General features: G+C 68.7%; 16 protein-coding genes. 10 read left to right on the top strand and 6 right to left on the bottom strand.

Going from position 1 to position 20,140, the window contains the following annotated elements; all coding sequences use genetic code 11:
• Positions 1 to 91: 91 nt before the first annotated feature.
• Both E4N62_RS38645 and E4N62_RS38640 read right to left on the bottom strand, forming a co-directional pair.
• A complete protein-coding gene (locus E4N62_RS38645; protein ID WP_230222180.1) occupies positions 92 to 1,054 on the bottom strand; it encodes an EamA family transporter in 963 nt (320 codons plus the stop codon).
• A gap of 112 nt (positions 1,055 to 1,166) precedes the next feature.
• A complete protein-coding gene (locus E4N62_RS38640; RefSeq protein ID WP_230222178.1) occupies positions 1,167 to 1,463 on the bottom strand; it encodes a hypothetical protein in 297 nt (98 codons plus the stop codon).
• 301 nt (positions 1,464 to 1,764) lie between these two features.
• On the opposite strand from E4N62_RS38640, the gene E4N62_RS38635 reads away from it, so the two are divergent.
• Both E4N62_RS38635 and E4N62_RS38630 read left to right on the top strand, forming a co-directional pair.
• Positions 1,765 to 3,285, top strand: coding sequence for a SulP family inorganic anion transporter (locus E4N62_RS38635; protein WP_230222176.1), 1,521 nt, complete (start codon positions 1,765 to 1,767; stop codon positions 3,283 to 3,285).
• 343 nt (positions 3,286 to 3,628) lie between these two features.
• On the top strand, positions 3,629 to 4,957 hold the full coding sequence (locus tag E4N62_RS38630; protein ID WP_230222174.1) for a class I SAM-dependent methyltransferase: 1,329 nt from the start codon (positions 3,629 to 3,631) through the stop codon (positions 4,955 to 4,957).
• Positions 4,958 to 5,602: 645 nt separating this feature from the next.
• Here the strand turns inward: E4N62_RS38630 and E4N62_RS38625 are convergent.
• Positions 5,603 to 6,016, bottom strand: coding sequence for a MerR family transcriptional regulator (locus tag E4N62_RS38625; RefSeq protein ID WP_230222172.1), 414 nt, complete (start codon positions 6,014 to 6,016; stop codon positions 5,603 to 5,605).
• A gap of 402 nt (positions 6,017 to 6,418) precedes the next feature.
• Here E4N62_RS38625 and E4N62_RS38620 point away from each other — a divergent pair, with 402 nt between their 5' ends.
• The 3 genes from E4N62_RS38620 to E4N62_RS38610 all read left to right on the top strand — a co-directional run bounded on the left by E4N62_RS38620 (position 6,419) and on the right by E4N62_RS38610 (position 9,569).
• Positions 6,419 to 7,921, top strand: a complete 1,503-nt coding sequence (locus E4N62_RS38620) for a SulP family inorganic anion transporter (RefSeq protein ID WP_230222170.1) — start codon at positions 6,419 to 6,421, stop codon at positions 7,919 to 7,921.
• 273 nt (positions 7,922 to 8,194) lie between these two features.
• The gene (locus E4N62_RS38615; RefSeq protein WP_230222168.1) at positions 8,195 to 9,364 is read left to right on the top strand and encodes an MFS transporter; all 1,170 of its coding nucleotides are present in this window, start codon (positions 8,195 to 8,197) and stop codon (positions 9,362 to 9,364) included.
• 25 nt (positions 9,365 to 9,389) lie between these two features.
• Positions 9,390 to 9,569 (top strand): hypothetical protein, encoded by a 180-nt coding sequence (locus tag E4N62_RS38610; protein ID WP_230222166.1) that lies wholly within the window; start codon positions 9,390 to 9,392, stop codon positions 9,567 to 9,569.
• A 29-nt stretch (positions 9,570 to 9,598) separates the two neighbouring features.
• Here the strand turns inward: E4N62_RS38610 and E4N62_RS38605 are convergent, their stop codons facing one another.
• Positions 9,599 to 9,892, bottom strand: a complete 294-nt coding sequence (locus E4N62_RS38605; protein ID WP_230222164.1) for a hypothetical protein — start codon at positions 9,890 to 9,892, stop codon at positions 9,599 to 9,601.
• A 387-nt stretch (positions 9,893 to 10,279) separates the two neighbouring features.
• Here E4N62_RS38605 and E4N62_RS38600 point away from each other — a divergent pair, with 387 nt between their 5' ends.
• Entirely contained in the window at positions 10,280 to 12,439 is a 2,160-nt protein-coding gene (locus E4N62_RS38600; RefSeq protein ID WP_230222162.1) for a UvrD-helicase domain-containing protein, read from the top strand.
• Between the two features lie 725 nt (positions 12,440 to 13,164).
• Here the strand turns inward: E4N62_RS38600 and E4N62_RS38595 are convergent.
• Both E4N62_RS38595 and E4N62_RS38590 read right to left on the bottom strand, forming a co-directional pair.
• On the bottom strand, positions 13,165 to 13,419 hold the full coding sequence (locus tag E4N62_RS38595) for a hypothetical protein (protein ID WP_230222160.1): 255 nt from the start codon (positions 13,417 to 13,419) through the stop codon (positions 13,165 to 13,167).
• A gap of 520 nt (positions 13,420 to 13,939) precedes the next feature.
• Positions 13,940 to 15,994 carry a PhoX family phosphatase gene (locus tag E4N62_RS38590; RefSeq protein WP_230222158.1) on the bottom strand — a complete coding sequence of 685 codons (2,055 nt, stop codon included), beginning with the start codon at positions 15,992 to 15,994 and terminating at the stop codon, positions 13,940 to 13,942.
• Between the two features lie 344 nt (positions 15,995 to 16,338).
• On the opposite strand from E4N62_RS38590, the gene E4N62_RS38585 reads away from it, so the two are divergent.
• From E4N62_RS38585 to pstB, 4 genes are all read left to right on the top strand, one after another.
• Positions 16,339 to 17,316 carry a PstS family phosphate ABC transporter substrate-binding protein gene (locus tag E4N62_RS38585; protein ID WP_230222155.1) on the top strand — a complete coding sequence of 326 codons (978 nt, stop codon included), beginning with the start codon at positions 16,339 to 16,341 and terminating at the stop codon, positions 17,314 to 17,316.
• Positions 17,313 to 18,263: a phosphate ABC transporter permease subunit PstC gene (pstC, locus tag E4N62_RS38580; protein ID WP_230222153.1), complete on the top strand. Its 951-nt coding sequence runs from the start codon at positions 17,313 to 17,315 to the stop codon at positions 18,261 to 18,263. The genes E4N62_RS38585 and pstC overlap by 4 nt, the downstream gene beginning before the upstream one ends.
• Positions 18,263 to 19,174 carry a phosphate ABC transporter permease PstA gene (pstA, locus tag E4N62_RS38575; protein ID WP_230222151.1) on the top strand — a complete coding sequence of 304 codons (912 nt, stop codon included), beginning with the start codon at positions 18,263 to 18,265 and terminating at the stop codon, positions 19,172 to 19,174. Before pstC ends, pstA begins: the two co-directional genes overlap by 1 nt.
• Before the next feature lie 62 nt (positions 19,175 to 19,236).
• Positions 19,237 to 20,085, top strand: a complete 849-nt coding sequence (gene pstB / locus E4N62_RS38570; RefSeq protein WP_230222853.1) for a phosphate ABC transporter ATP-binding protein PstB — start codon at positions 19,237 to 19,239, stop codon at positions 20,083 to 20,085.
• The last annotated feature ends 55 nt before the right edge of the window (positions 20,086 to 20,140 follow it).

Below are 20,140 nucleotides of genomic sequence, written 5' to 3'. Positions count from 1 at the left end.
TGCCTCAGGGCGACGACGAGCTGTTTTGGGTGCAGGGCCGAGGGTGGGCCTGCCGAGACCAGTGGGGCCGGGGTGGTGCGGCAGGTTGCTGTCAGCCTGTGCCTTCCTCGGTGGCCGCAGTGGTGGGCCTGGACGCTGCGGCGCGGGGGCCGGCCTCGGCGATGGCGGCTGCGGCGATCACCAGGGCGAGGCCCGTCCAGTCGCTGGCTGTCAGCGGGCGGGACAGCACCCATGCGAGCAGCAGGGTGGACAGCAGCGGGTCGAGGTAGGACAGGATGCCCAGGCGGGCGATGCTGGTCTGTGCGGTGGCCCGGTCCCAGGCCAGGAAGGCGATGCTCAGCGGGCCCGCCCCCAGCGCGAGGCAGGCCCAGACTGTGGTGCCGGACGGCGGCGCCAGATCGCCGGTGACGGCGGCCACCACGAGCAGGACGAGCGCCGACCACATGATCAGTGCCGGGACACGGCCGCGCAGCGGACGGTGACGGCTCAGGAAGATGCCGTAGGCCGCCCAGCCTGCGGCTGCGCCGAACGCGGCCAGGTAACCCCATGCTGCATACGGGGTGGACCCTGCGGCCGCGGAGTGGGAGAGCACCAGCAGTGCCGCGCCGCCGAAGCCGACGAGCGCGGCCAGGAGATATACGGCGCGAAACCGCTCGCCGGCCAGCGGCGCGAGCAGCACCAGCAGCAGCGGCCACAGGTAACTGATGAGGTTGGCCTGCACCAGCGGCGCCAGCGCCAGGCCGGTGACCAGGCCGACCGGCCACAGCAGAATTCCGGGCAGGCCCATGGCCAGCAACCGCGGTGGCACGGCGAACAACTCCCGCACCGGCTCGTGCCGCACGACGCGGTGGTACAGCGCTACCACGGCGGCAGCCGGGAGGTAGCTCCACACCAGCAGCCGCAGCGCGGACACCTCCTGAAGCGCCGCCCCGATCAGCGCCGCCATGCCGCTCCACAGCACCACCGCCAGCAACACCCACAGCAGTGGCCGACGTGAGCCGGTGTCGTCGCTGCGGGCCCGGCCCGGGGACGTGTCCATGACAGGGTTGCTCATCAGACCATTCTCCACGCCGTAACGGGAGCACCCGGGCCTGTGGACTCACGGGCAGCTGCCCTGAGCGGAGCTGCCCCGGCAGTGTTCTTCGTAGCGCGCCGGGCCCGGTCCATCACGTCTGGGCTCCCACGGTGCCGTCGGCCGCGTCCTCCTCGGCGAGGATGCGGAAGACGGTGGCGGCCAAAGGGCCCTGACCCTTGTTCTTGCCCGAGGTGAAACCAGCTCCTGGGCGATCTGCGGTATGGGCACGCCCCCTGCCCGCAGGCGGCGTGCAGGCGGCAGCCATGCCGTCGTCGACCACCTCAACTCCGAGGCCGGCATAACGCTGCGCCCGCCGCCTTTCGAACGCTTGAGCCGCTCCCGTTTGCGCGTCGGACACCTGTGGGCCGCGCGTGTGGTTCACCTGCATTTCACAAGCAGAAACTCGCACTCTCCCCTCACGTCAGGGTAGAGTCATGGTCGAGGGCGGCCGGACTGTAAAGGCGCAGTCGAGGCGGTGCCTCCACAGCGCGGGCCCGTCCGTCCTGGCCCCGTCAGCACTCCCAGACTTCCGGGCGACGATGCCCGACCGGCAGCCGTAGTGGCTGCCACCTCATCCGGCAGGGCCCCCATCGAGGCCGGGCCGCCGGGGATTCCTCCCCAGTGTGGAGTCGAGTACGACGCGCGTGCGTCCAGACGGTGGACGTGTGCGCCTGAACAGAAACGGTTGCATGTCTTCACCGCTGTCCCAAGCTCCCAGGTTCCGCGCCCGTTTTCCGAGGAACACGGTCAAGCCCGACTGGCTCGCCTCCCCGAAGGTCTTCCGTACCGAGGTGCTGGCCGGCCTGGTCGTTGCCCTGGCGCTGATCCCCGAGGCCATCTCCTTCTCGATCATCGCCGGGGTCGACCCGGCCGTGGGTCTCTTCGCGTCGTTCACGATGGCCGTGGTCATCTCGGTCGTCGGTGGCCGCAAGGCGATGATCTCCGCCGCGACGGGTGCGATGGCCCTGGTCATCGCACCTCTCAACCATGAGTACGGCCTCGGTTATCTCATCGCCGCCGTCGTCCTCGGCGGCCTCATGCAGATCGTCCTCGGCGTCCTCGGCGTGGCCAAGCTCATGCGCTTCGTGCCCCGGTCGGTGATGGTCGGCTTCGTCAACGCGCTCGCCATCCTGATCTTCATGGCACAGGTGCCGGAGATGCGCGATGTCCCCTGGGCCGTCTACCCGCTCATCATCGGCGGACTGGCGCTCATGGTGCTCTCTCCCAGGATCACCAAGACCGTCCCGGCGCCGCTGGTCTCCATCGTCATCCTGACCGTCATCACGATCGCGGCCGGGATCGCGGTGCCGAACGTCGGTGACAAGGGCGACCTGCCCTCCTCCCTGCCGGTGCCGGGCATGCCAGACGTTCCGCTCACCCTGGACACGCTCACCACCATCGCCCCCTACGCCTTCGCGTTCGCGCTGGTAGGGCTGATGGAGTCGCTGATGACGGCCAAACTGGTCGACGACATCACCGACACCCACTCCAACAAGACCCGTGAGTCGATCGGCCAGGGCGTCGCCAACGTCATCACCGGGCTCTTCGGCGGCATGGGCGGCTGCGCGATGATCGGCCAGACGATGATCAACGTGAAGACGTCCGGGGCCCGCACCCGCCTGTCGACCTTCCTCTCCGGTGTCTTCCTGCTGCTGCTCGTGGTGGTGTTCGGCCCGGTCGTCTCCGACATTCCGATGGCTGCCCTGGTCGCTGTCATGCTCCTGGTGGCCTTCGCGACCTTCGACTGGCACTCGGTCCAGCCGAAGACCCTCAAGCGCATGCCGGTCGGGGAGACCACCGTCATGGCCGTCACGGTCGCGGCCGTGGTCGTCACCCACAACCTCGCCATCGGCGTCGTGCTCGGCTGCCTCGTGGCCATGGTGATCTTCGCCAAGCGTGTCGCCCACCTCGCCGAGGTCTCCGGCGTCGTCGACCCCGACGGCAACCAGGTCGTCTACGCGGTCACCGGCGAACTGTTCTTCGCCTCCTCCAACGACCTCGTCTACCAGTTCGACTACAGGGGTGACCCGGATGACGTGGTCATCGACCTGTCCGAAGCCCACATCTGGGACGCCTCGTCCGTGGCGGCGCTGGACGCGATCGAGACCAAGTACAAGCAGCGCGGCAAGAAGGTCACCATCGTGGGCCTGAACAAGTCCAGCGCCGAGATGCACGACAAGCTGGCCGGTCAGCTGACCGCCGGCCACTGAGACCGGCCGCCCCCCTCTCGCGGACCACGCAGTGCGGGAGGGGGCGGTCCTGTGTGCGCGGGCCGGACCCGGGACCATGCCCTGACCACTCCGGACCCGGCCCGTGCGCACTCCACCGCCTGACCCGGTGACCGCATGTTCCGGCCCCGGCCCCACCCCGCGACACCGATCGCCCAGCGATCGCGGAAGCGCCGCGGCGCACGCGGCTCTCGCCCGGACCACCGCTCGGCCGGTCCTGAGTACGCGGTGCACACCTCAAACCCCTTCGCTCGACTCGGTTGCCCCGGCGTCTTCCACGGACGCCCCGCACTGGGCATCGCTGACCCTCCAGGAGGTTTGGATCATGACTGACGCAGCCACGCGGCTGGCGGAACTGGTGCGGCAGGCGGTGGGAAGACCGCTGCCGCTGCGGCTGCGCGCCTGGGACGGCAGCGAGGCCGGTCCGGCCGGGGGCCCCGTCCTCGTCGTCCGCGACCGACGCGCCCTGCACCGCCTGGCCTGGAAGCCCGGCGAACTCGGCTGGGCCCGCGCCTGGGTGGCCGGCGACGTCGACATCGACGGTGACCTCTACGAGGCGCTGGAGCGGATGTCCGGCGTCGTCTGGGACCGGGGAGAGATCCGGCCGAAGCGGCACGCCGTCCTCAGCGCGCTCGCCGCACTGCGCGATCCGAGGAATGTGCGGCTGGCAGCCGAGGCCCTCGCGCTGGCCGGACCCGCCCTGCCCCCGGCGCCACCGCGCGAGGAGGCCGGCTCCCGCCGCGGCCCCCTGCACAGCCTGCGCCGCGACCGCGACGCCATCAGCCACCACTACGACGTCGGCAACGACTTCTACTCCCTGGTCCTGGGCCCTTCCATGGTCTACTCATGCGCCTACTGGGAGAGCCCGGAGGCAACCCTGGAAGACGCCCAGCGCGCCAAACTCGACCTGATCTGCCGCAAACTCGGCCTGCGGCCCGGCCGGCGGCTCCTCGACGTGGGCTGCGGCTGGGGCTCGATGGTGCTGCACGCCGTCGAGCACTACGGGGTCGAAGCAGTCGGCGTCACCATCTCCGAGGAACAGGCCGGCCTCGCCCGCAAACGCCTCGCCGACGCGGGATACACCGACCGGGCCGAGATCCGCGTCCAGGACTACCGCGAGATCGAGGACGGCCCCTACGACGCGATCTCCTCCATCGGCATGGCCGAGCACGTCGGATCCCCGCAGTTCCGCCTCTACGCCGAGACGCTGCACCAACTCCTCAAGCCCGGCGGGCGACTCCTCAACCACCAGATCTCCCGCCGCCCACGGAAAGACGAAAGCACCTACGAAATCGACGAGTTCATCGACAGCTACGTCTTCCCCGACGGCGAACTCGCACCCCTCGCCACCACCACCGCACTCCTCGAAGACGCCGGATTCGAAGTACGCGACGTGGAAGCCCTGCGCGAGCACTACGCCCTCACCTTGCGCGCCTGGGTGGCCAACCTGGAGCACCACTGGCCCGAGGCCGTACGCCTCACCACGGCCGGCCGCGCCCGGGTCTGGCGCCTGTACATGGCCGCCTCCGCGCTGGCCTTCGAGCGCAATGGCATCGGCGTCAACCAGATCCTCGCCGTACGCACCACCACGGCCGGACACGCGAAGATGCCCCGCACCCGCGGCCACTGGCTGTACGACACCGCGACACACTGACCACGGCCGGGCCCGGACAGGCGACCCAGCGGGCTGGACGGCCGACTGCCCGTGCAGCCCGCTGTGCAGGATGCCGATCGACCGGCGGAACTGGGCCACCCCTTCACGGCCGAGGCCGCCCGGTCAGGCCGATGCCACCGCGATGCTGTTGTTGCTGGGTGTCCGTCTCGGTTTCCACAGCCGACTGAACATGCTGCCGGTATCCGTGTCACCGGTCTGTACGGCGAGGCCGCCGCGCGCGGCGTCGGGTGCCCGCGGTCGACTGATCCCGCATCCGGCCGTCCGCCGGTGCTGAGCGGCGCTGCCAACGGCAGCCCCGGGCCATGTACGTATGGAGACCGGCCGGGGGCTGCCGCGCCGAAGGGCCTGTCCAGTTGACGCCTTCGACACCACCCAACTCTACCCGCACGTGAAGCCGTGATCGAGTCTGCCCGCCGTGTAGAGCACTTTCCGGCGGGCAGACTCTTGCGTAAGGTGAGAGATGGATGGTCGGGATGCCGCCGTTCGTTCCGCCTCGGGCCACAGAGGCGGAACCCCGGGGCTGTCGTCCCGGGGCGTCACCGGCCGCACCCCGCGAGACTGATCGCACGCCGGTCTCGCGGGTCCGCGCATCACCCGCACGGCCGTGATCGAGGCCGGAGTGGTTCAGTTGCCCGGGTGGGCGTCCTGCTGGAGCCGGCGGCGGAGTGTGGTGGCGAAGTCCTCGGCCATCTCCAGCCGGGCCCGCAGGGTCTCGCAGCGGGCGTCGGTCACCTTGCGGTAGGAGTCCAGCCGCTCCCGCAGACGCTCGAGTTCCTCACCGGCGGGCCGGTTGTCGGTGGCGGCGAGCCGGTCGGTGATGTCCAGCAGGTCCCGCATCTCCTCCAGGGAGAAGTCCAGCGGCTTCATCCGGCGGATCACCATCAGGCGCTCGACGTCGGACTCCGTGTACAGCCGGAAGCCGCCCTTGCTGCGGGCCGAGGGGATCACCAGGCCCACTTCCTCGTAGTGCCGGATGGTGCGCAGAGACAAACCGGTCCGCTCGGCCACCTCGCCGATCTGCATCTGCCGCTCGCTCATCGCTGCGCCTGCTCCTTCTGATATCCGGATGTTTCCGAAACTGTGAAGTGACCAACGATACGTGAGATCAATCACGGGTCTCCGGGCCTTGTTTACCTGGGTTTCACAAGCCGCGAGTCGCACTCTGCCATCACGTCAGGGTAGAGTCCTTTGCGTGCTCGTCTCTGTTGTCCAGTACACGGTAGAGGCGACCGGGCCGTAGCGCGGACCCCGACCGGGCTCCGGCGGCCCCCGCAGACTTCCGGGCAATGATGCCCGAACGGTAGCCGTAAGGTTGCCGCCCTGTCCGGCAAGGCCCCCGCTGAAGCGGCCGGGCCGCCGGAGGATCCCGTCCTTTTGCGGAATCGGTACGACGCGTGTGCGTTCAGCGGCATGGATGCGCACCTGAACAGAAACGGTTGCATGTCCTCACTGCTGCCCGCGGCCCCGAAGTTCCGCCTGTCCAAGCCGGACTGGGTCGACTCTCCGAAGGTCCTGCGTACCGAGGTGCTGGCCGGCCTGGTGGTCGCCCTGGCCCTGATTCCCGAGGCGATCTCCTTCTCGATCATCGCCGGGGTCGACCCGGCGGTCGGCCTGTTCGCCTCCTTCACCATGGCCGTGGTCATCTCGGTCGTCGGTGGCCGCAAGGCGATGATCTCCGCCGCGACCGGAGCGATCGCCCTGGTCATCGCCCCGCTCAACCACGAGTACGGCCTCGGCTACCTGATCGCCGCCGTCATCCTCGCCGGCGTTTTTCAGGTGATCCTGGGCGCGCTCGGTGTGGCCAAGCTCATGCGGTTCGTGCCGCGCAGCGTCATGGTCGGCTTCGTCAACGCCCTCGCCATCCTGATCTTCATGGCGCAGGTGCCCGAACTGCACGATGTGCCGTGGATGGTCTACCCGCTGGTCGCGGGCGGCCTCGCGCTGATGGTGTTCTTCCCGAAGGTCTCCACGGTGATCCCGGCCCCGCTGGTCTCCATCGTCATCCTGACGGTGATCACCGTGGCGGCAGCGATCGCGGTGCCGACCGTCGGCGACAAGGGTGAGCTGCCGTCCTCGCTGCCCGTGCCGGGGCTGCCGGACGTGCCGTTCACGGTGGACACGCTGACCACCATCGCCCCCTACGCCTTCGCGATGGCGCTGGTCGGTCTGATGGAGTCGCTGATGACGGCGAAGCTGGTCGACGACATCACCGACACGCACTCCAACAAGACCCGTGAGTCGATCGGCCAGGGCGTCGCCAACATCGTCACCGGCTTCTTCGGCGGCATGGGCGGCTGCGCGATGATCGGCCAGACGATGATCAATGTGAAGGTGTCCGGGGCCCGTACCCGCCTGTCCACCTTCCTGGCGGGCTCCTTCCTGATGGTCCTGTGCGTCGTCTTCGGCCCGGTCGTCTCCGACATCCCCATGGCCGCCCTCGTCGCCGTCATGATCATGGTGTCCGTCGCCACCTTCGACTGGCACTCCATCCAGCCCAAGACGCTGAAGCGGATGCCGCTGGGCGAGACCCTCGTCATGACCGTGACCGTGATCGTCGTGGTCGCCACCGACAACCTGGCCATCGGTGTCGTCGTGGGCTCGATCACCGCGATGGTCATCTTCGCCAAGCGTGTCGCCCACCTCGCCGAGGTCTCCGGCGTCGTCGACCCCGACGGCAACCAGGTCGTCTACGCGGTCACCGGCGAACTGTTCTTCGCCTCCTCCAACGACCTCGTCTACCAGTTCGACTACAAGGACGACCCCGACGACGTGGTCATCGACCTGACCGACGCCCACATCTGGGACGCCTCCTCCGTCGCCGCACTGGACGCGATCGAGACCAAGTACAAGCAGCGCGGCAAGAAGGTCACCATCATCGGCCTCAACGAGCCGAGCGCGACCATGCACGAGCGCCTCGCCGGCCAGCTGACCGGCGGTCACTGACCGGACCGGCCGCCCTCACCCGCCCATGGACGCAGCGGGGGAGGGCGGCCTTTCCGTGCGGGCTGGCCCCGGAAGATGCCCTGGCACTGCCAGGCCGGTCCGTGCCACCGCGATGCCGCTCCTCGGGGACAGAGGAGACGGCCGGGAGGAGCAGTCCTGAGCCGCACCGCCAAACCTTTCCACACCCGAGCCGACCCCACCGTCGCGCCCGCCGGCCCCGCGTCCGGCGGGCGTTTCCATGGCTGGCGCATCGTCGCCTACAGCGCCCTCGCCATGGCGATGACGGCTCCCGGCCAGACCACCGGCGTCTCGGTCTTCATCGACCCGCTCATCACCGACCTCGGCATCAGCCGCACCCAGGTCTCCACCGCCTACCTCACCGGCACCCTCGTCGGCGCCTGCGCCATGCCCCTGGTCGGGCGGATGATCGACCGCCACGGCCCGCGCCGGGTGATCACCGTCGTGGCGGCCGTCTTCGGTGCGATCCTCATCGCCCTGTCCCTCGTCACCGGGCTCGTGGGGCTGACGGCCGGGTTCGTCGGCATCCGCATGGCCGGACAGGGCGCCCTGTCCCTGGTGGCCACCACCACGGTCGCCTACTGGTTCGACAAGCGCCGCGGCCTCGCCCTCGGCATCACCGGCGCCGTCGGCACCGCCGGGATCTCCCTCGCACCCCTCCTGATCGAGCGCCTGATCGCCGCGTACGGCTGGCGCCAGGCATGGGCCATCGAAGGCATCGCGGTGTGGGCCGTCGTCCTCCCACTCGCCCTGTTCGGCATCCGCAACCGCCCCGCCGACATCGGCCAGCACGTCGACGGCATCACCCCGGACAAGGACACCGACCCCCACGCCCCACTGACCGGCTGGCCGCTGCGCCGGGCCCTGCGCACCAGCATCTTCTGGGCGGTCGCCGCCTGCCTGGCCGCCAGCAGCATGCTCACCACCGGCCTGAACTTCCACCAGATCGCCCTGCTCGGCGAACGCGGCCTCACCCCGGCCGAGGCCGCCGCCAACTTCCTGCCCCAGACCGCCGCCGCCCTCCTCGCCACCCTCGCCGTCGGCACCCTCATCGACCGCCTCCCGCCCAAGATCGTGCTCACCGCCGCCATGACGATCCTGGCCTGCGGCGTACTCTCCGCCCGCCTGGTCTCACCCGGCTGGACGGCCATCGGCTACGGCATCCTGCTCGGCACCTCCGGCGGCCTGCTGCGCGTCGTCGAGTCGGCCACCCTGCCCCGCTACTTCGGCACCGCCCACCTCGGCGCCATCCGCGGCACCGCCCACACCGTCACCATCGCCGCCAGTGCCTTCGGCCCTCTCGCCGTCTCCCTCGGCCACGACATCACCGGCGACTACGGCCCCGCGCTCGTCGTCCTCGCCGCACTTCCCGCCCTCGCCGCGCTCGCCGTACTCCTCGCCCGTACGCCTGCGCCCGAACAGTGACCCATCCGCCCCGGTCGTTCAGCTTGTGGTGCTCTCCGCGAACGGGGCCGCCACGAACGCCCGCCGCGTCATCGCCAAGAGATTTCCCGACGCGGCGTGTTCCGACCCGGTGGAGGCCGGCGCACACGCCTTCTCTCTCCTGCGGGACCTCACCGGCCTGCTGCGGCGCCCCCACGCAACCGTCACGCATACCGACGCCGACTGACGGCAGGGTGCTGCAGCGGCCGGATCGTCCTACTGCTCGTGGCGCCATGCCGTCACGGCCTCCACGGCCCTCCGGGCACGCTGAGCCGTGAGCCGGACCCAGTACGTCCGGCCGGCCAGCACCAGCCGCACGAAACCGGCCGGGGCGTACCAGGGCGCCGTCGCGCGAACGCGCGGCAGCACTTCGCTGTCGATCTCCACGCCACAACTGGTCAGAAGCGTCAGCCGGGCCCCGCGGATCCGGAGCCTGCCGGCCCGGGTGCGCATGCGCCACCACCCCCTGCGGACAGAGACCCCGTCCGCGTCGAACTCCCGCCCGGTCAAGGGGCTGCCCTCCTTCAGCTGCATCTCACGGCGGCGGTGGAGTACTTCCCGATGTGCGCGAACGTGTTCGACGCCCCAGGGAAATATCTGTCGTCGCGAGAGAGTATTGATCGCTGTGGCCTGTCCGTGTGCCTGCCTCGCCCGGTTGGTGCGACGTCCCGTCCGCACGCTTCCCGCCGGTGTACGCGGCTCACGTCGCTGTGGCTTCCGATCAGCGTGTTCGCGACCGTCTCCGGTCCATAGCGCGCCCAGTCTCGACACGCACCACGGCGAAGAGTTGTTGGCGCCGGTGGTGCTGGTTCACGGTTGATGTCCGCTCAGGCGATACGTCTACTCTACTCTAACGTGACGGTAGACTCGATGTGGAAATCTGAACCGGAGACGGCCTTGACGGACCTGCAGACGCGAGACGAAGAACAAGAGCGGCAGTACCTGGCCGAGACGGTGCGCCTGCTGAAACGGGAGCTGGAGCGGCTCAGCGCCTCCATCGACCGGACTGCCAAGACCATCCAGGAACAGAAGGAGTTCATGTGGGAGAACTGGCGCGACATGGACGCCGCCGAGAAGGCCGCCATGCGCACCGAGGTCAACACCTCCGTCGGTGTGGGCGACGGCGTCGTGACGGTACGCCGGCACATGGAACGCCTGCTGGAATCGCCCTACTTCGGCCGTGTCGACTTCCGCCGCACAGACGACGGGGAGGGGAAGGGCCACTACATCGGCGTCCATGACTTCTCGGACCCGCAGACCCAGGAGATCCTGGTTCACGACTGGCGGGCCCCGGTCTCCAGCCTCTACTACGACTTCGAGTCGGGTGCCGCGCACTTCGAGGCCCCGAGCGGCACCGTCCACGGCACAATCACGGGCAAGCGCCAGTACAAGATCGCGGGCGACCGCCTTGAGTACATGTTCGACAGCGCGTTGACCATCGGCGACGAGATCCTGCAGCGGGAGCTGAGCCAGTCCGCCGACGACAGGATGAAGAACATCGTCGCGACGATCCAGCGCGAGCAGAACGAGGTGATCCGCAACGAGACGGCGCAGGTACTGATCCTGCAGGGTGTGGCGGGTTCCGGGAAGACGTCGATCGCCCTGCACCGGGTGGCGTTCCTGCTCTACCGCTTCAAGGACTCCCTGTCGTCCGACAACGTCATGATCCTTTCCCCCAACAAGGTCTTCGGGGACTACATCGCCAACGTTCTTCCCGAGCTGGGTGAGGAGCAGATCGCGGAGATCGACTTTGAGAAGATCGCCGACCGGTTTCTCGCCAAGGTGACGGAGTTCGAGACCTTCAGCGAGCAGGTGGTCAAGCTGCTCGCCGGGGCGGACGACGCGGCGGCCCAGCGGATGCGCTTCAAGGCGGCGCCGGAGTTCGTCACCCTGCTCGAAGTGTGGCTCGCCGCGCGCGGAGACGAGGACTTCACGCCGCGGGAGATCGAGCAGAGGAACAAGCGGCTGTCGCAGGACTGGGTCGCCGACGCCTTCACGGCCTCGCGGGGCCTGCCCGTCTTCGCCCGGCTGGACCTCCTCGCCGAGAGCGCCACGAGCCGGCTGCGGCAGGAGGTGCTGGACAAGGGCGGCAAGTGGTCGGCAGCGGACAGCAACGGCATCCGCAAGCAGGTGCGCGCCATGTTCCCCCACAAGGACGCGTTCGCCCTCTACAAGGCGTTCTACCAGGACCCCGGGCGCAAGGGCCTGTTCAAGCCGCTCGGCCGGAAGAAGATCGAGTACGCGGATGTCTTCCCGCTGGTCTACACCATGATCAGGACGTCCCGGCAGGAGGGCTACGGCCGCATCCGGCACCTCCTGGTGGACGAGATGCAGGACTACGCGCCCGTCCAGTACGCGGTGCTGCGCGAGCTGTTCTCCTGCAAGATGACCATCCTCGGGGACGCCAACCAGTCGGTGAACCCGCTCAGTTCCTCCTCGCTGCCCGTGATCCGCGACATCTTCCCGGAGTCGGACTGCCTGGAGCTGTGCAAGAGCTACCGCTCCACGTCCGAGATCACGGATTTCGCCCAGCACATCTCGCGCAACGACAAACTCGTCCCGATCGAGCGGCACGGGCTGCCGCCGCAGGTCATCACCGCTGCGGACCGGAAGACGCAGGAGGCGGACATTCTGGCGCTGGCCGAGCGGCACCGGCAGAGCGAGTACCGCTCCCTCGGCATCGTCTGCAAGACCGTCGCGCAGGCGGAGGGCCTGCACCGGACCCTGTCGGCGGCGGGCGTCGAGCTGACCTTCCTCGACTACGAGAGCACGGAGTTCAGCGCCGGCACCGTCATCACCTCGGCGCACATCGCCAAAGGGCTGGAGTTCGACACCGTGATCGTCCCGGACGTCGACGACACGAACTACGCCAACGAGATCGACAAGGGCATGCTCTACATCGCCTGCACGAGGGCCATGCACGAACTCCACCTGACCCACGTCGGGCCCCTCTCGCGTTTCCTGGAGTTCACCAAGGACCCCGGCAGCCGTCTCGGCGTTGTCGACCCCGTGCCGCTGGAGATTGGCGATCGCATGGCGGACGCACTGGTGCGCTGACTCCCACGAGGAACGGCCCCGGCATGTCCCCACCCCGTCTCGGGTGATGCTCGGCGGCCACTCATCGCGCAGAACGCCCTTCACCAGATCCTCCGGGAACTCATGCCGGACGCGGACGCCACGGAGGGCGGTACGGCCCTCTCCGGACGAGGGCTCGCCACTCCGATCCGGACCCGGGCGTGGGGGAATTGACGCCAGGCCGGTCTGGTGCGGGGACCAACCAGCCTGGTGGGCCCCGCTCGAAGTCGCGGCGGCACAGACGACGAACAGCGGCCGGACCTGGACCGAGAGCCGCACTGGTCATCCCGATGGCCGCCTCGTCGTCGCCTTCCTGACGTACGCCCTCAATCAGCGGGCTGTACGAAAGGAGCGCCGGGTGAAGACCTTCGCCCAAGCGCTGACGGTGGTCGAGGAGTACCTGTCCTGGAGATGCCGTACCGCATACGACGCCGCCCCGAATCCTCCTCCGCCGTACGACAACAACTGACCGACTAAGTCAGCAGCCGGCTCGCTCGCCTGGCCTTCCACCACGTCGAACCCGGTTGGACAGCCATCGGCTACAGCGCCGCCGAATCCGCCACCCTGCCCCGTTACTTCGGCACCGCCCACACCATCACCATCGCCGCCAGCGCATTCGGCCCCCTCGCCATCTCCGTAGGCCACGACCTCACCGGCCACCTTCGAGAGCCTCGCGTTACACGAAGACGGCGCGGGGAATGCCGTCATCAGGCCAGACGGCGTGCGCGGGCCAGTCCCTGCCCGCCGGGCGGGGCCGGTAGGTAGGAAACAGCACCGCCGCCCACCAAGTCCGCTTGGTGCTCGGCCTCGAACTTCTCGATCCGGTCGAGGATCTGCTGCTGGGCGGCGATGCGCTGCCGCGACCGTTCGCGGGGGCGGTGCAGCACCTCGGTCAGGTGTGAGCCGACCGGCTGCCCGGCGCAGTCCGCCCAGGCAGCGGTCAGCTCGCGGATCTCGGCCACGGTCAGGCCGAGGCCGCGCAGCTCGCCGAGCAGATTTGTTCTGCAGAGATCGTGTCCCCCGCAGGTCGTATCGCTTTACGAGGCGGCCGGCGACGTGGTCGGTGTCGCATCGCAGCAGCGCATCGTGTCGCTATCCCCATCCAAAGCTGTGACGAAGGCCATACTCTACTGGCTCTGCTCCCGGTGTCGGCAAGATCCACCGAACCGCTTTCCCGCGTAAGCCTGGAGGTCCGGGGCGGCCCACCACCCTTGTCGCAATGTCCACAAGCTGTGTCCGATTTACCCCGGCGCCCACGGCCTACGGGCGTGTTCCACGGCGGTGGAGTCCGCTGCCTGCTCAACTGGTCTCTGGCCCAGCCGCAGGGTCGGTCTGTCTACTGACGTCGAGCGCAACCGCCCCGAGTGCGCGACATCCCTCAAGTTCTCCTGAGCCCCGCTGAGTCATTGTCCCGGGGCCAGGAAGTTGGGCCTTGTCCGGTCCGGGCAGTCGAGACTGCCCGGACAGGCGGGTGAGGGTGGTCTACCGGCGCTTCTCCTTCCACACCGTCACGACCGACGGCCGCGGGATGCTGCCCGGCCCGTCGGGCCATACGGATCCCGGCTTCTCGGCCGTGGCACCGTCGGTCTCGCCCGGGTGCTGCGGGGCGATCAGGACGCGGTCCTCGGTGATGATCGGGCCACAGCACTCGGCGCCCTTGGGCATGGTCAGGAACTGCTTGACGTGGCCGCGCTCGGAGCCCTTGACCGGGACGGCGAAGAGGCCGTCATGGAAGCCCAGCGCGGCCCCGTCGGTGGCGATCCACAGGTTGCCGTGCTCGTCGAAGGCGACGTTGTCGGGGCAGGAGATCGGGCTGACCTTGTCCTTGTCGAAGCCCGCGAAGTACGTCGCGGGGTCGTCGGGGTCGCCGCAGACCAGCATCAGGCGCCAGCGGAACGACTTCGACGCCGCGTCTCCGCGGTGCTCGTCAAGCTCCAGGATGTGGCCGTGCTTGTTGCCGGTACGGGGGTTGGCCTCGTCCGGGCCCGCCTTGCCCGCCGCGCCGCGATCCTTGTTGTTTGTCAGGGCGACGTACACGCGGCCGGTGTACGGGTGCGGTTCGACATCCTCGGGCCGGTCCATCTTGGTGGCGCCCGCCTTGTCGGCGGCCAGGCGCGTGAAGACGTACACCTCCTCGGCGGTCATGCCCGCGACGTGGGACTTGTTGCCGGTCGCCAGCGGGATCCACTCGCCGCCGCCGTCGAAGGCGCCGTCCTCGGGCAGCTTTCCGGTGCCGTCAATCTCGGCGGCCGGGCTGTCGCCGGTGAACTTGGCGACGTACAGGGTGCCTTCGTCGAGCAGCGTGAGGTTGTGCTCGCGCGCGGCGCGCGAGGTGCCCTTCTTGAACGCCTTGGTGGAGACGTACTTGTAGAGGTAGTCGAAGCGTTCGTCGTCGCCCATGTAGAGGGCGACCCGGCCGTCGCGGGTCAGGCGGGGCTCGGCGGCCTCGTGCTTGAAGCGGCCGAGGGCGGTGCGCTTGCGCGGGGTGGAGGTCGGGTCGTACGGGTCGATCTCGACGACCCAGCCGTGCCGGTTGGGTTCGTTGGGCTCCTTGCCGATGTCGAAGCGGGGGTCGAACCGCTCCCACTTGCGCTCGCTGGCTCCCGTGGGCAGGCCGTAGCGGGCCAGGCGCGCCTTGGCGACCGGGTCGGTGACCGCGGCGGCGTTGGCGAAGTACTGGTTGAAGTTCTCCTCGCCCGAAAGGACGGTCCCCCACGGGGTGGTGCCGCCACCGCAGTTGTTCAGTGTGCCCAGGACCGTGCGGCCGGTCGGGTCGGCGCTCGTCTGGAGCAGGGCGCTGCCGGCGGCCGGGCCGGTGAACCGGAACGGAGTGGTGGCGGTGACCCGGCGGTTGAGGGCGTCCCCGACGACCGGCCACAGCTTCCCGGAGTGACGGTCGCCCCGTACGACCAGGACGGTGAGGCCGTGCGCGGCCCAGGCGATCTCGACCTGTTCGCGGGTCGGGTTGGCCGGGTCGTATCCGAAGAACATGATCTGTTCGTTGGTGTACTCGTGGTTGACCACGAGCAGCTGGTGGCCGCGGCGGGGAGCGTCGAGCAGGGCCATGTAGTCGGCGTTGTATCCGAACTGCCGGGCCTGGGCATTGGCGCTCTGCTTGCGGGCGTCGAAGCGCGGGGCGCCGGCCAGGAGCGGGTCGCCCCAGCGGATGACGACCTGCTGCGCGTAACCGTCCGGGACCGTCACGGCGTCGGCGGTGTTCGGGGCCACCACCTCGAAGTCGAGGCCGCGCGGCGGGCGCCCGCCGGAGGGCGCGACGGCCCCCGCTGGAGCAGCCGCGAGCGTGGCTCCGCCGGCGGCGAGGGCCAGCACCGCGCCGCCTTTGAGGGCGCCTCTGCGGGACAGGGCTCGCTGTACGACGTCGCCGAAGTAGGTGTTGAGCGAGCGGTTGGGTGCGTCGTGGGAGCAGGCGTCGCCGCAGCGGTACCGGCAGGTCAGCGCGGACCGCACGGTGTTGTGGCTGGTCAGCAGGGGCAGGTCGGCGGATCGGCCAGTACGGTCGCCGGGCTGATCGGGCACGGTTCCTCCACGCGTTCGGGTGTCAGGGGGACGGCAACCGGTGTATAGGTGGACGTCGATCAATGACGCTAGGGGGAGCGTGCGCACCCCGAGGCGGCCGAACGGTGAACTCCGGCCGAACTCTGCCCCTCCGGTGGCGTGGGGTCCTGGCGCCGTTCCGGAACCCCTCCTGTCAAATAAATCAAGATCCATCTATATAGATGAATGGCTATAGTTCATACGGGAGGGGACGTCCGTACACCCTCCGTTCATATAGGCAGACTTCGATCCAGAGTGTCCGAACGGAGCGCGCCGCGCACCGGTCCACCGCCGGAGCATCCCGGCAGACATGAGGATCGAGAGTCGTGAACATTTCCCCTTCATTGCGCCGGGCCAAGGCTCCCCTGGCCCTGACGGCTGCCGTCATGCTGGCCGCGAGCGCGTGCGGCGGCGCCGACGCGGGTTCGGGCGACGGTGGCGGTGACAAGCTGGCCGGGAACATCAAGGTCGACGGTTCCAGCACGGTGGCGCCGCTCTCCACGGCGGCGGCCCAGCTCTTCCAGGCTCAGAACTCCGGGGTCAAGGTCACGGTCGGCACATCCGGCACCGGCGGTGGCTTCGAGAAGTTCTGCGCGGGCGAGACCGACATCTCCAACGCCTCGCGTCCGATCAAGGACGAGGAGAAGGCCCTCTGTGACAAGGAGGGCATCAAGTACGAGGAGTTCACCGTCGCCAACGACGGTCTGTCCGTCGTGGTGAGCAAGGACAACGACTTCGTCGACTGCCTGACCGTCGAGCAGCTGAAGAAGATCTGGGAGCCCGGCTCCAAGGTGAACAACTGGAACCAGGTCGACTCCAAGTTCCCGAGCCAGAAGCTGGAGCTGTTCGGCGCCGGTACCGACTCGGGCACCTTCGACTACTTCACCGACGCCATCAACGGTGAGGAGGGTGCCTCGCGCACCGACTACTCGCCGAGCGAGGACGACAACGTCACCGTCCAGGGCGTCTCCGGCTCCAAGGGCGGCCTTGGCTACTTCGGTCTCTCCTACTACGAGGAGAACCAGGACAAGTTGAAGGCCCTGAAGGTCGACGGCGGTGACGGCTGTGTCGCCCCGAGCGTCGATACCGTGCAGGACGGCAGCTACAAGCCCCTGTCGAGGCCGCTGTTCATCTACCCGAAGGCCACCTCGCTGGACAAGGCGGAGGTCGAGGCGTTCGTCGAGTACTACGTCGAGAACAACGCCGACATCGCCGAGAAGGCGCAGTTCGTGCCGCTCAACTCCGAGCAGGAGGCCGAGCTGAAGAAGGCCCTCGAGGCACTCAAGGCCGCGCACAAGTCATGAGTTCCTCCGTCACCGGGCGGCGGGCCGCTTCGGGAAGCCCCGGCTTCCTGAAGCGGTCCCAGCCGCGTTACGGCGAGAAGGCCATCAAGGTGCTCCTGGTGGCCGCCTCCCTGGTCTCGGTGCTGACCACCATCGGCATCGTCATCGCCCTCATCCCGCCCGCCGGCGAGTTCTTCGGCAAGGTGAACTTCGGCGACTTCATCACCGGCACCAACTGGGCGCCGCTGTTCAAGCCGCCGCACTTCGGCGTCATCCCGCTGGTCACCGGCACGCTGATGGTCACCCTCGTCGCCCTGCTGGTGTCCGTGCCGCTAGGGCTCGGCGCGGCCGTGTACCTGAGCGAGTACGCCCACCCCAGGGTCCGTACGATCTTCAAGCCCGTTCTTGAGGTGCTCGCGGGCATCCCCACCGTCGTCTACGGCTTCTTCGCGCTGAAGGCGATCACCCCGCTGCTGCAGGACATCTGGCCGGCCGGCGACGGTCCACAGGTCTTCAACGCCCTGGCGGCCGGTTTCGTGATGGGCATCATGATCATCCCGACGATCGCCTCACTCTCTGAGGACTCCATGAACGCTGTGCCGCGCGCTCTGCGGGACGGCGCGTTCGCGCTGGGCTCCTCACGGATGCAGGTCTCCACCCGTGTCGTCTTCCCCGCCGCGCTGTCCGGCATCGTCGCCGCCGTCGTGCTCGGCATCTCCCGGGCGCTGGGCGAAACGATGATCGTCGCGGTCGCCGCAGGCGGGCGTCCCAACCTGTCCTTCAACCCGCTCGAAGGCATGCAGACGATGACCGCGTTCATCGCCGCAGCCGGTATCGGTGACCTGCCGACCGGCTCCACCGGTTACCAGACGATCTTCGCAGTGGGCACCCTGCTGTTCGTGATGACCCTGGTGATGAACCTGGTCAGCATTCGCCTGGTCCGCAAGTACCGGGAGGTGTACGAGTGATGAGCAACGTCATGGACAAAGACGTCAGTGTGGCGGACGACCCCGGAGTGCCCCGTCTCAAGGGCAAGGGCACCCCGGTGCGGGAGCGGTTCTTCCAGCTCAGCCTGTGGGCGTCGCTGGCGGTCGGCGTGGTCTTCCTCGCCTCCCTGCTGGTCTATGTCGTCGTGGAGGCATGGCCCCGGCTCGACTCGCGGATCTGGACCAACTTCCCGGACATCATCGATCCCGGGAATGCCGGCGCCCAGTCGGCGATCATGGGCACGCTCTGGATCATCGCCTTCACCGCCGTGTACTGCCTGCCGACCGGCATCCTCGCTGCCATCTACCTGGAGGAGTACGCGGATTCCAACCGCTGGTGGAACCGCGTGATCGAGATCAACATCCAGAACCTGGCGGCCGTTCCGTCGATCGTCTACGGCATCCTCGGGCTCGGCATCATCTCCCGCGGGCTCGGCTTCGGCCAGACCGTGCTGACCGCCTCGCTCACCCTGTCCCTCCTGGTCCTGCCGACCGTGATCATCGCCTCCCGGGAAGCGATCCGCGCCGTACCGCAGTCCATCCGCCAGGCATCCCTCGCGCTGGGCGCCACCCAGTGGCAGACGATCTGGCGTCAGGTGCTCCCGGCGGCCGTCCCCGGCATGGCGACCGGCTCGATCCTCGCCCTGTCCCGCGCGATCGGTGAGGCGGCTCCGCTGCTGCTGCTCGGCGGACTGACCTTCATCACCTTCAACCCGACCGGTGTGGAGAGCCCGTTCACCGCGCTGCCGATCCAGATCTTCGGCTGGATCAGCCAGTCCCGGGCCGAGTTCACCGCGCTCGCCTCGGCCGCGATCGTCATCCTGCTGGTGATCCTGCTCGCGATGAACTCCCTGGCGATCTGGCTCCGCAACCGCTACAGCCGCAAGTGGTGACCGCCATGACCTCAATATCCGACCGCACCGACATCACCGTCCTCTCCGACCAGGAGGCTTCCATGACCTCTCCCTCCGACTCCGTCGGCGGCACCAGGACCCCGCGGGTCTCCTATCGCGAGGCGCCGTCCCTGGCCAGCCCGGTCTTCGAGGTCGGCGGCCTGTCGGTGTTCTACGGCGACCACGAGGCCGTACGCGATGTGAACCTGAATGTCGGCGAGCGTCAGATCACCGCGATGATCGGCCCGTCCGGCTGCGGCAAGTCCACCGTGATCCGCTGCTTCAACCGCATGAACGACCTCGTGCCCACCGCCCGCGTGGCGGGCAAGATCCGCTACCACAACGAGGACCTGTACGGCCGGGACGTCGACCCCATCGAGGTCCGCCGCCGTATCGGCATGGTCTTCCAGAAGCCCAACCCGTTCCCCAAGTCGATCTACGACAACATCGCCTACGGGCCCCGGGTGGGCGGCTTCAAGGGCAACCTCGACGACCTGGTCGAGGAGACCCTCACGCACGCGGCGCTCTGGGACGAGGTCAAGGACAAGCTGAAGACCTCCGCGCTGGCGCTCTCCGGTGGTCAGCAGCAGCGGCTGTGCATCGCCCGCACCATCGCGGTCAAGCCGGAGGTGATCCTGATGGACGAGCCCTGCTCGGCCCTCGACCCGATCGCCACCGCCAAGATCGAGGACCTCATGGAGCACCTGGCCGTGGAGTTCACGATCATCGTCGTCACGCACAACATGCAGCAGGCGGCGCGCGTTTCGCACCGCACGGCCTTCTTCACCGCGGACGTGGACGACAAGGGCGTACGACACGGCCGGCTCGTCGAGTACGACGAGACGGCACGGATCTTCTCCAACCCCTCCGACCAGCGCACCGAGGACTACATCTCCGGCCGCTTCGGCTGACGGGCCCACTTCAGTGTCCGTCCCTTTGCGCGCATCACGTGAAGGAGTTCCCCGG

Source organism: Streptomyces sp. MNU76, assembly GCF_020982545.1.
In the GTDB taxonomy this organism is placed as follows: Bacteria; Actinomycetota; Actinomycetes; order Streptomycetales; family Streptomycetaceae; genus Streptomyces.
Note: the sequence above shows the minus strand (reverse complement) of the source record. Positions and strands in the feature narration are given on the sequence as shown.

Excerpts from the sequence above, each read along its gene's own strand:
- E4N62_RS38640 (WP_230222178.1), bottom strand. The coding sequence starts at position 1,463 with ATGCAGGTGAACCACACGCGCGGCCCACAGGTGTCCGACGCGCAAACG.
- pstA (WP_230222151.1), top strand. The coding sequence starts at position 18,263 with ATGAGCAACGTCATGGACAAAGACGTCAGTGTGGCGGACGACCCCGGA.
- pstB (WP_230222853.1), top strand. The coding sequence starts at position 19,237 with ATGACCTCTCCCTCCGACTCCGTCGGCGGCACCAGGACCCCGCGGGTC.
- E4N62_RS38615 (WP_230222168.1), top strand. The coding sequence starts at position 8,195 with ATGGCGATGACGGCTCCCGGCCAGACCACCGGCGTCTCGGTCTTCATC.
- E4N62_RS38645 (WP_230222180.1), bottom strand. The coding sequence starts at position 1,054 with ATGAGCAACCCTGTCATGGACACGTCCCCGGGCCGGGCCCGCAGCGAC.
- E4N62_RS38630 (WP_230222174.1), top strand. The coding sequence starts at position 3,629 with ATGACTGACGCAGCCACGCGGCTGGCGGAACTGGTGCGGCAGGCGGTG.
- E4N62_RS38635 (WP_230222176.1), top strand. The coding sequence starts at position 1,765 with ATGTCTTCACCGCTGTCCCAAGCTCCCAGGTTCCGCGCCCGTTTTCCG.
- E4N62_RS38625 (WP_230222172.1), bottom strand. The coding sequence starts at position 6,016 with ATGAGCGAGCGGCAGATGCAGATCGGCGAGGTGGCCGAGCGGACCGGT.
- E4N62_RS38620 (WP_230222170.1), top strand. The coding sequence starts at position 6,419 with ATGTCCTCACTGCTGCCCGCGGCCCCGAAGTTCCGCCTGTCCAAGCCG.
- pstC (WP_230222153.1), top strand. The coding sequence starts at position 17,313 with ATGAGTTCCTCCGTCACCGGGCGGCGGGCCGCTTCGGGAAGCCCCGGC.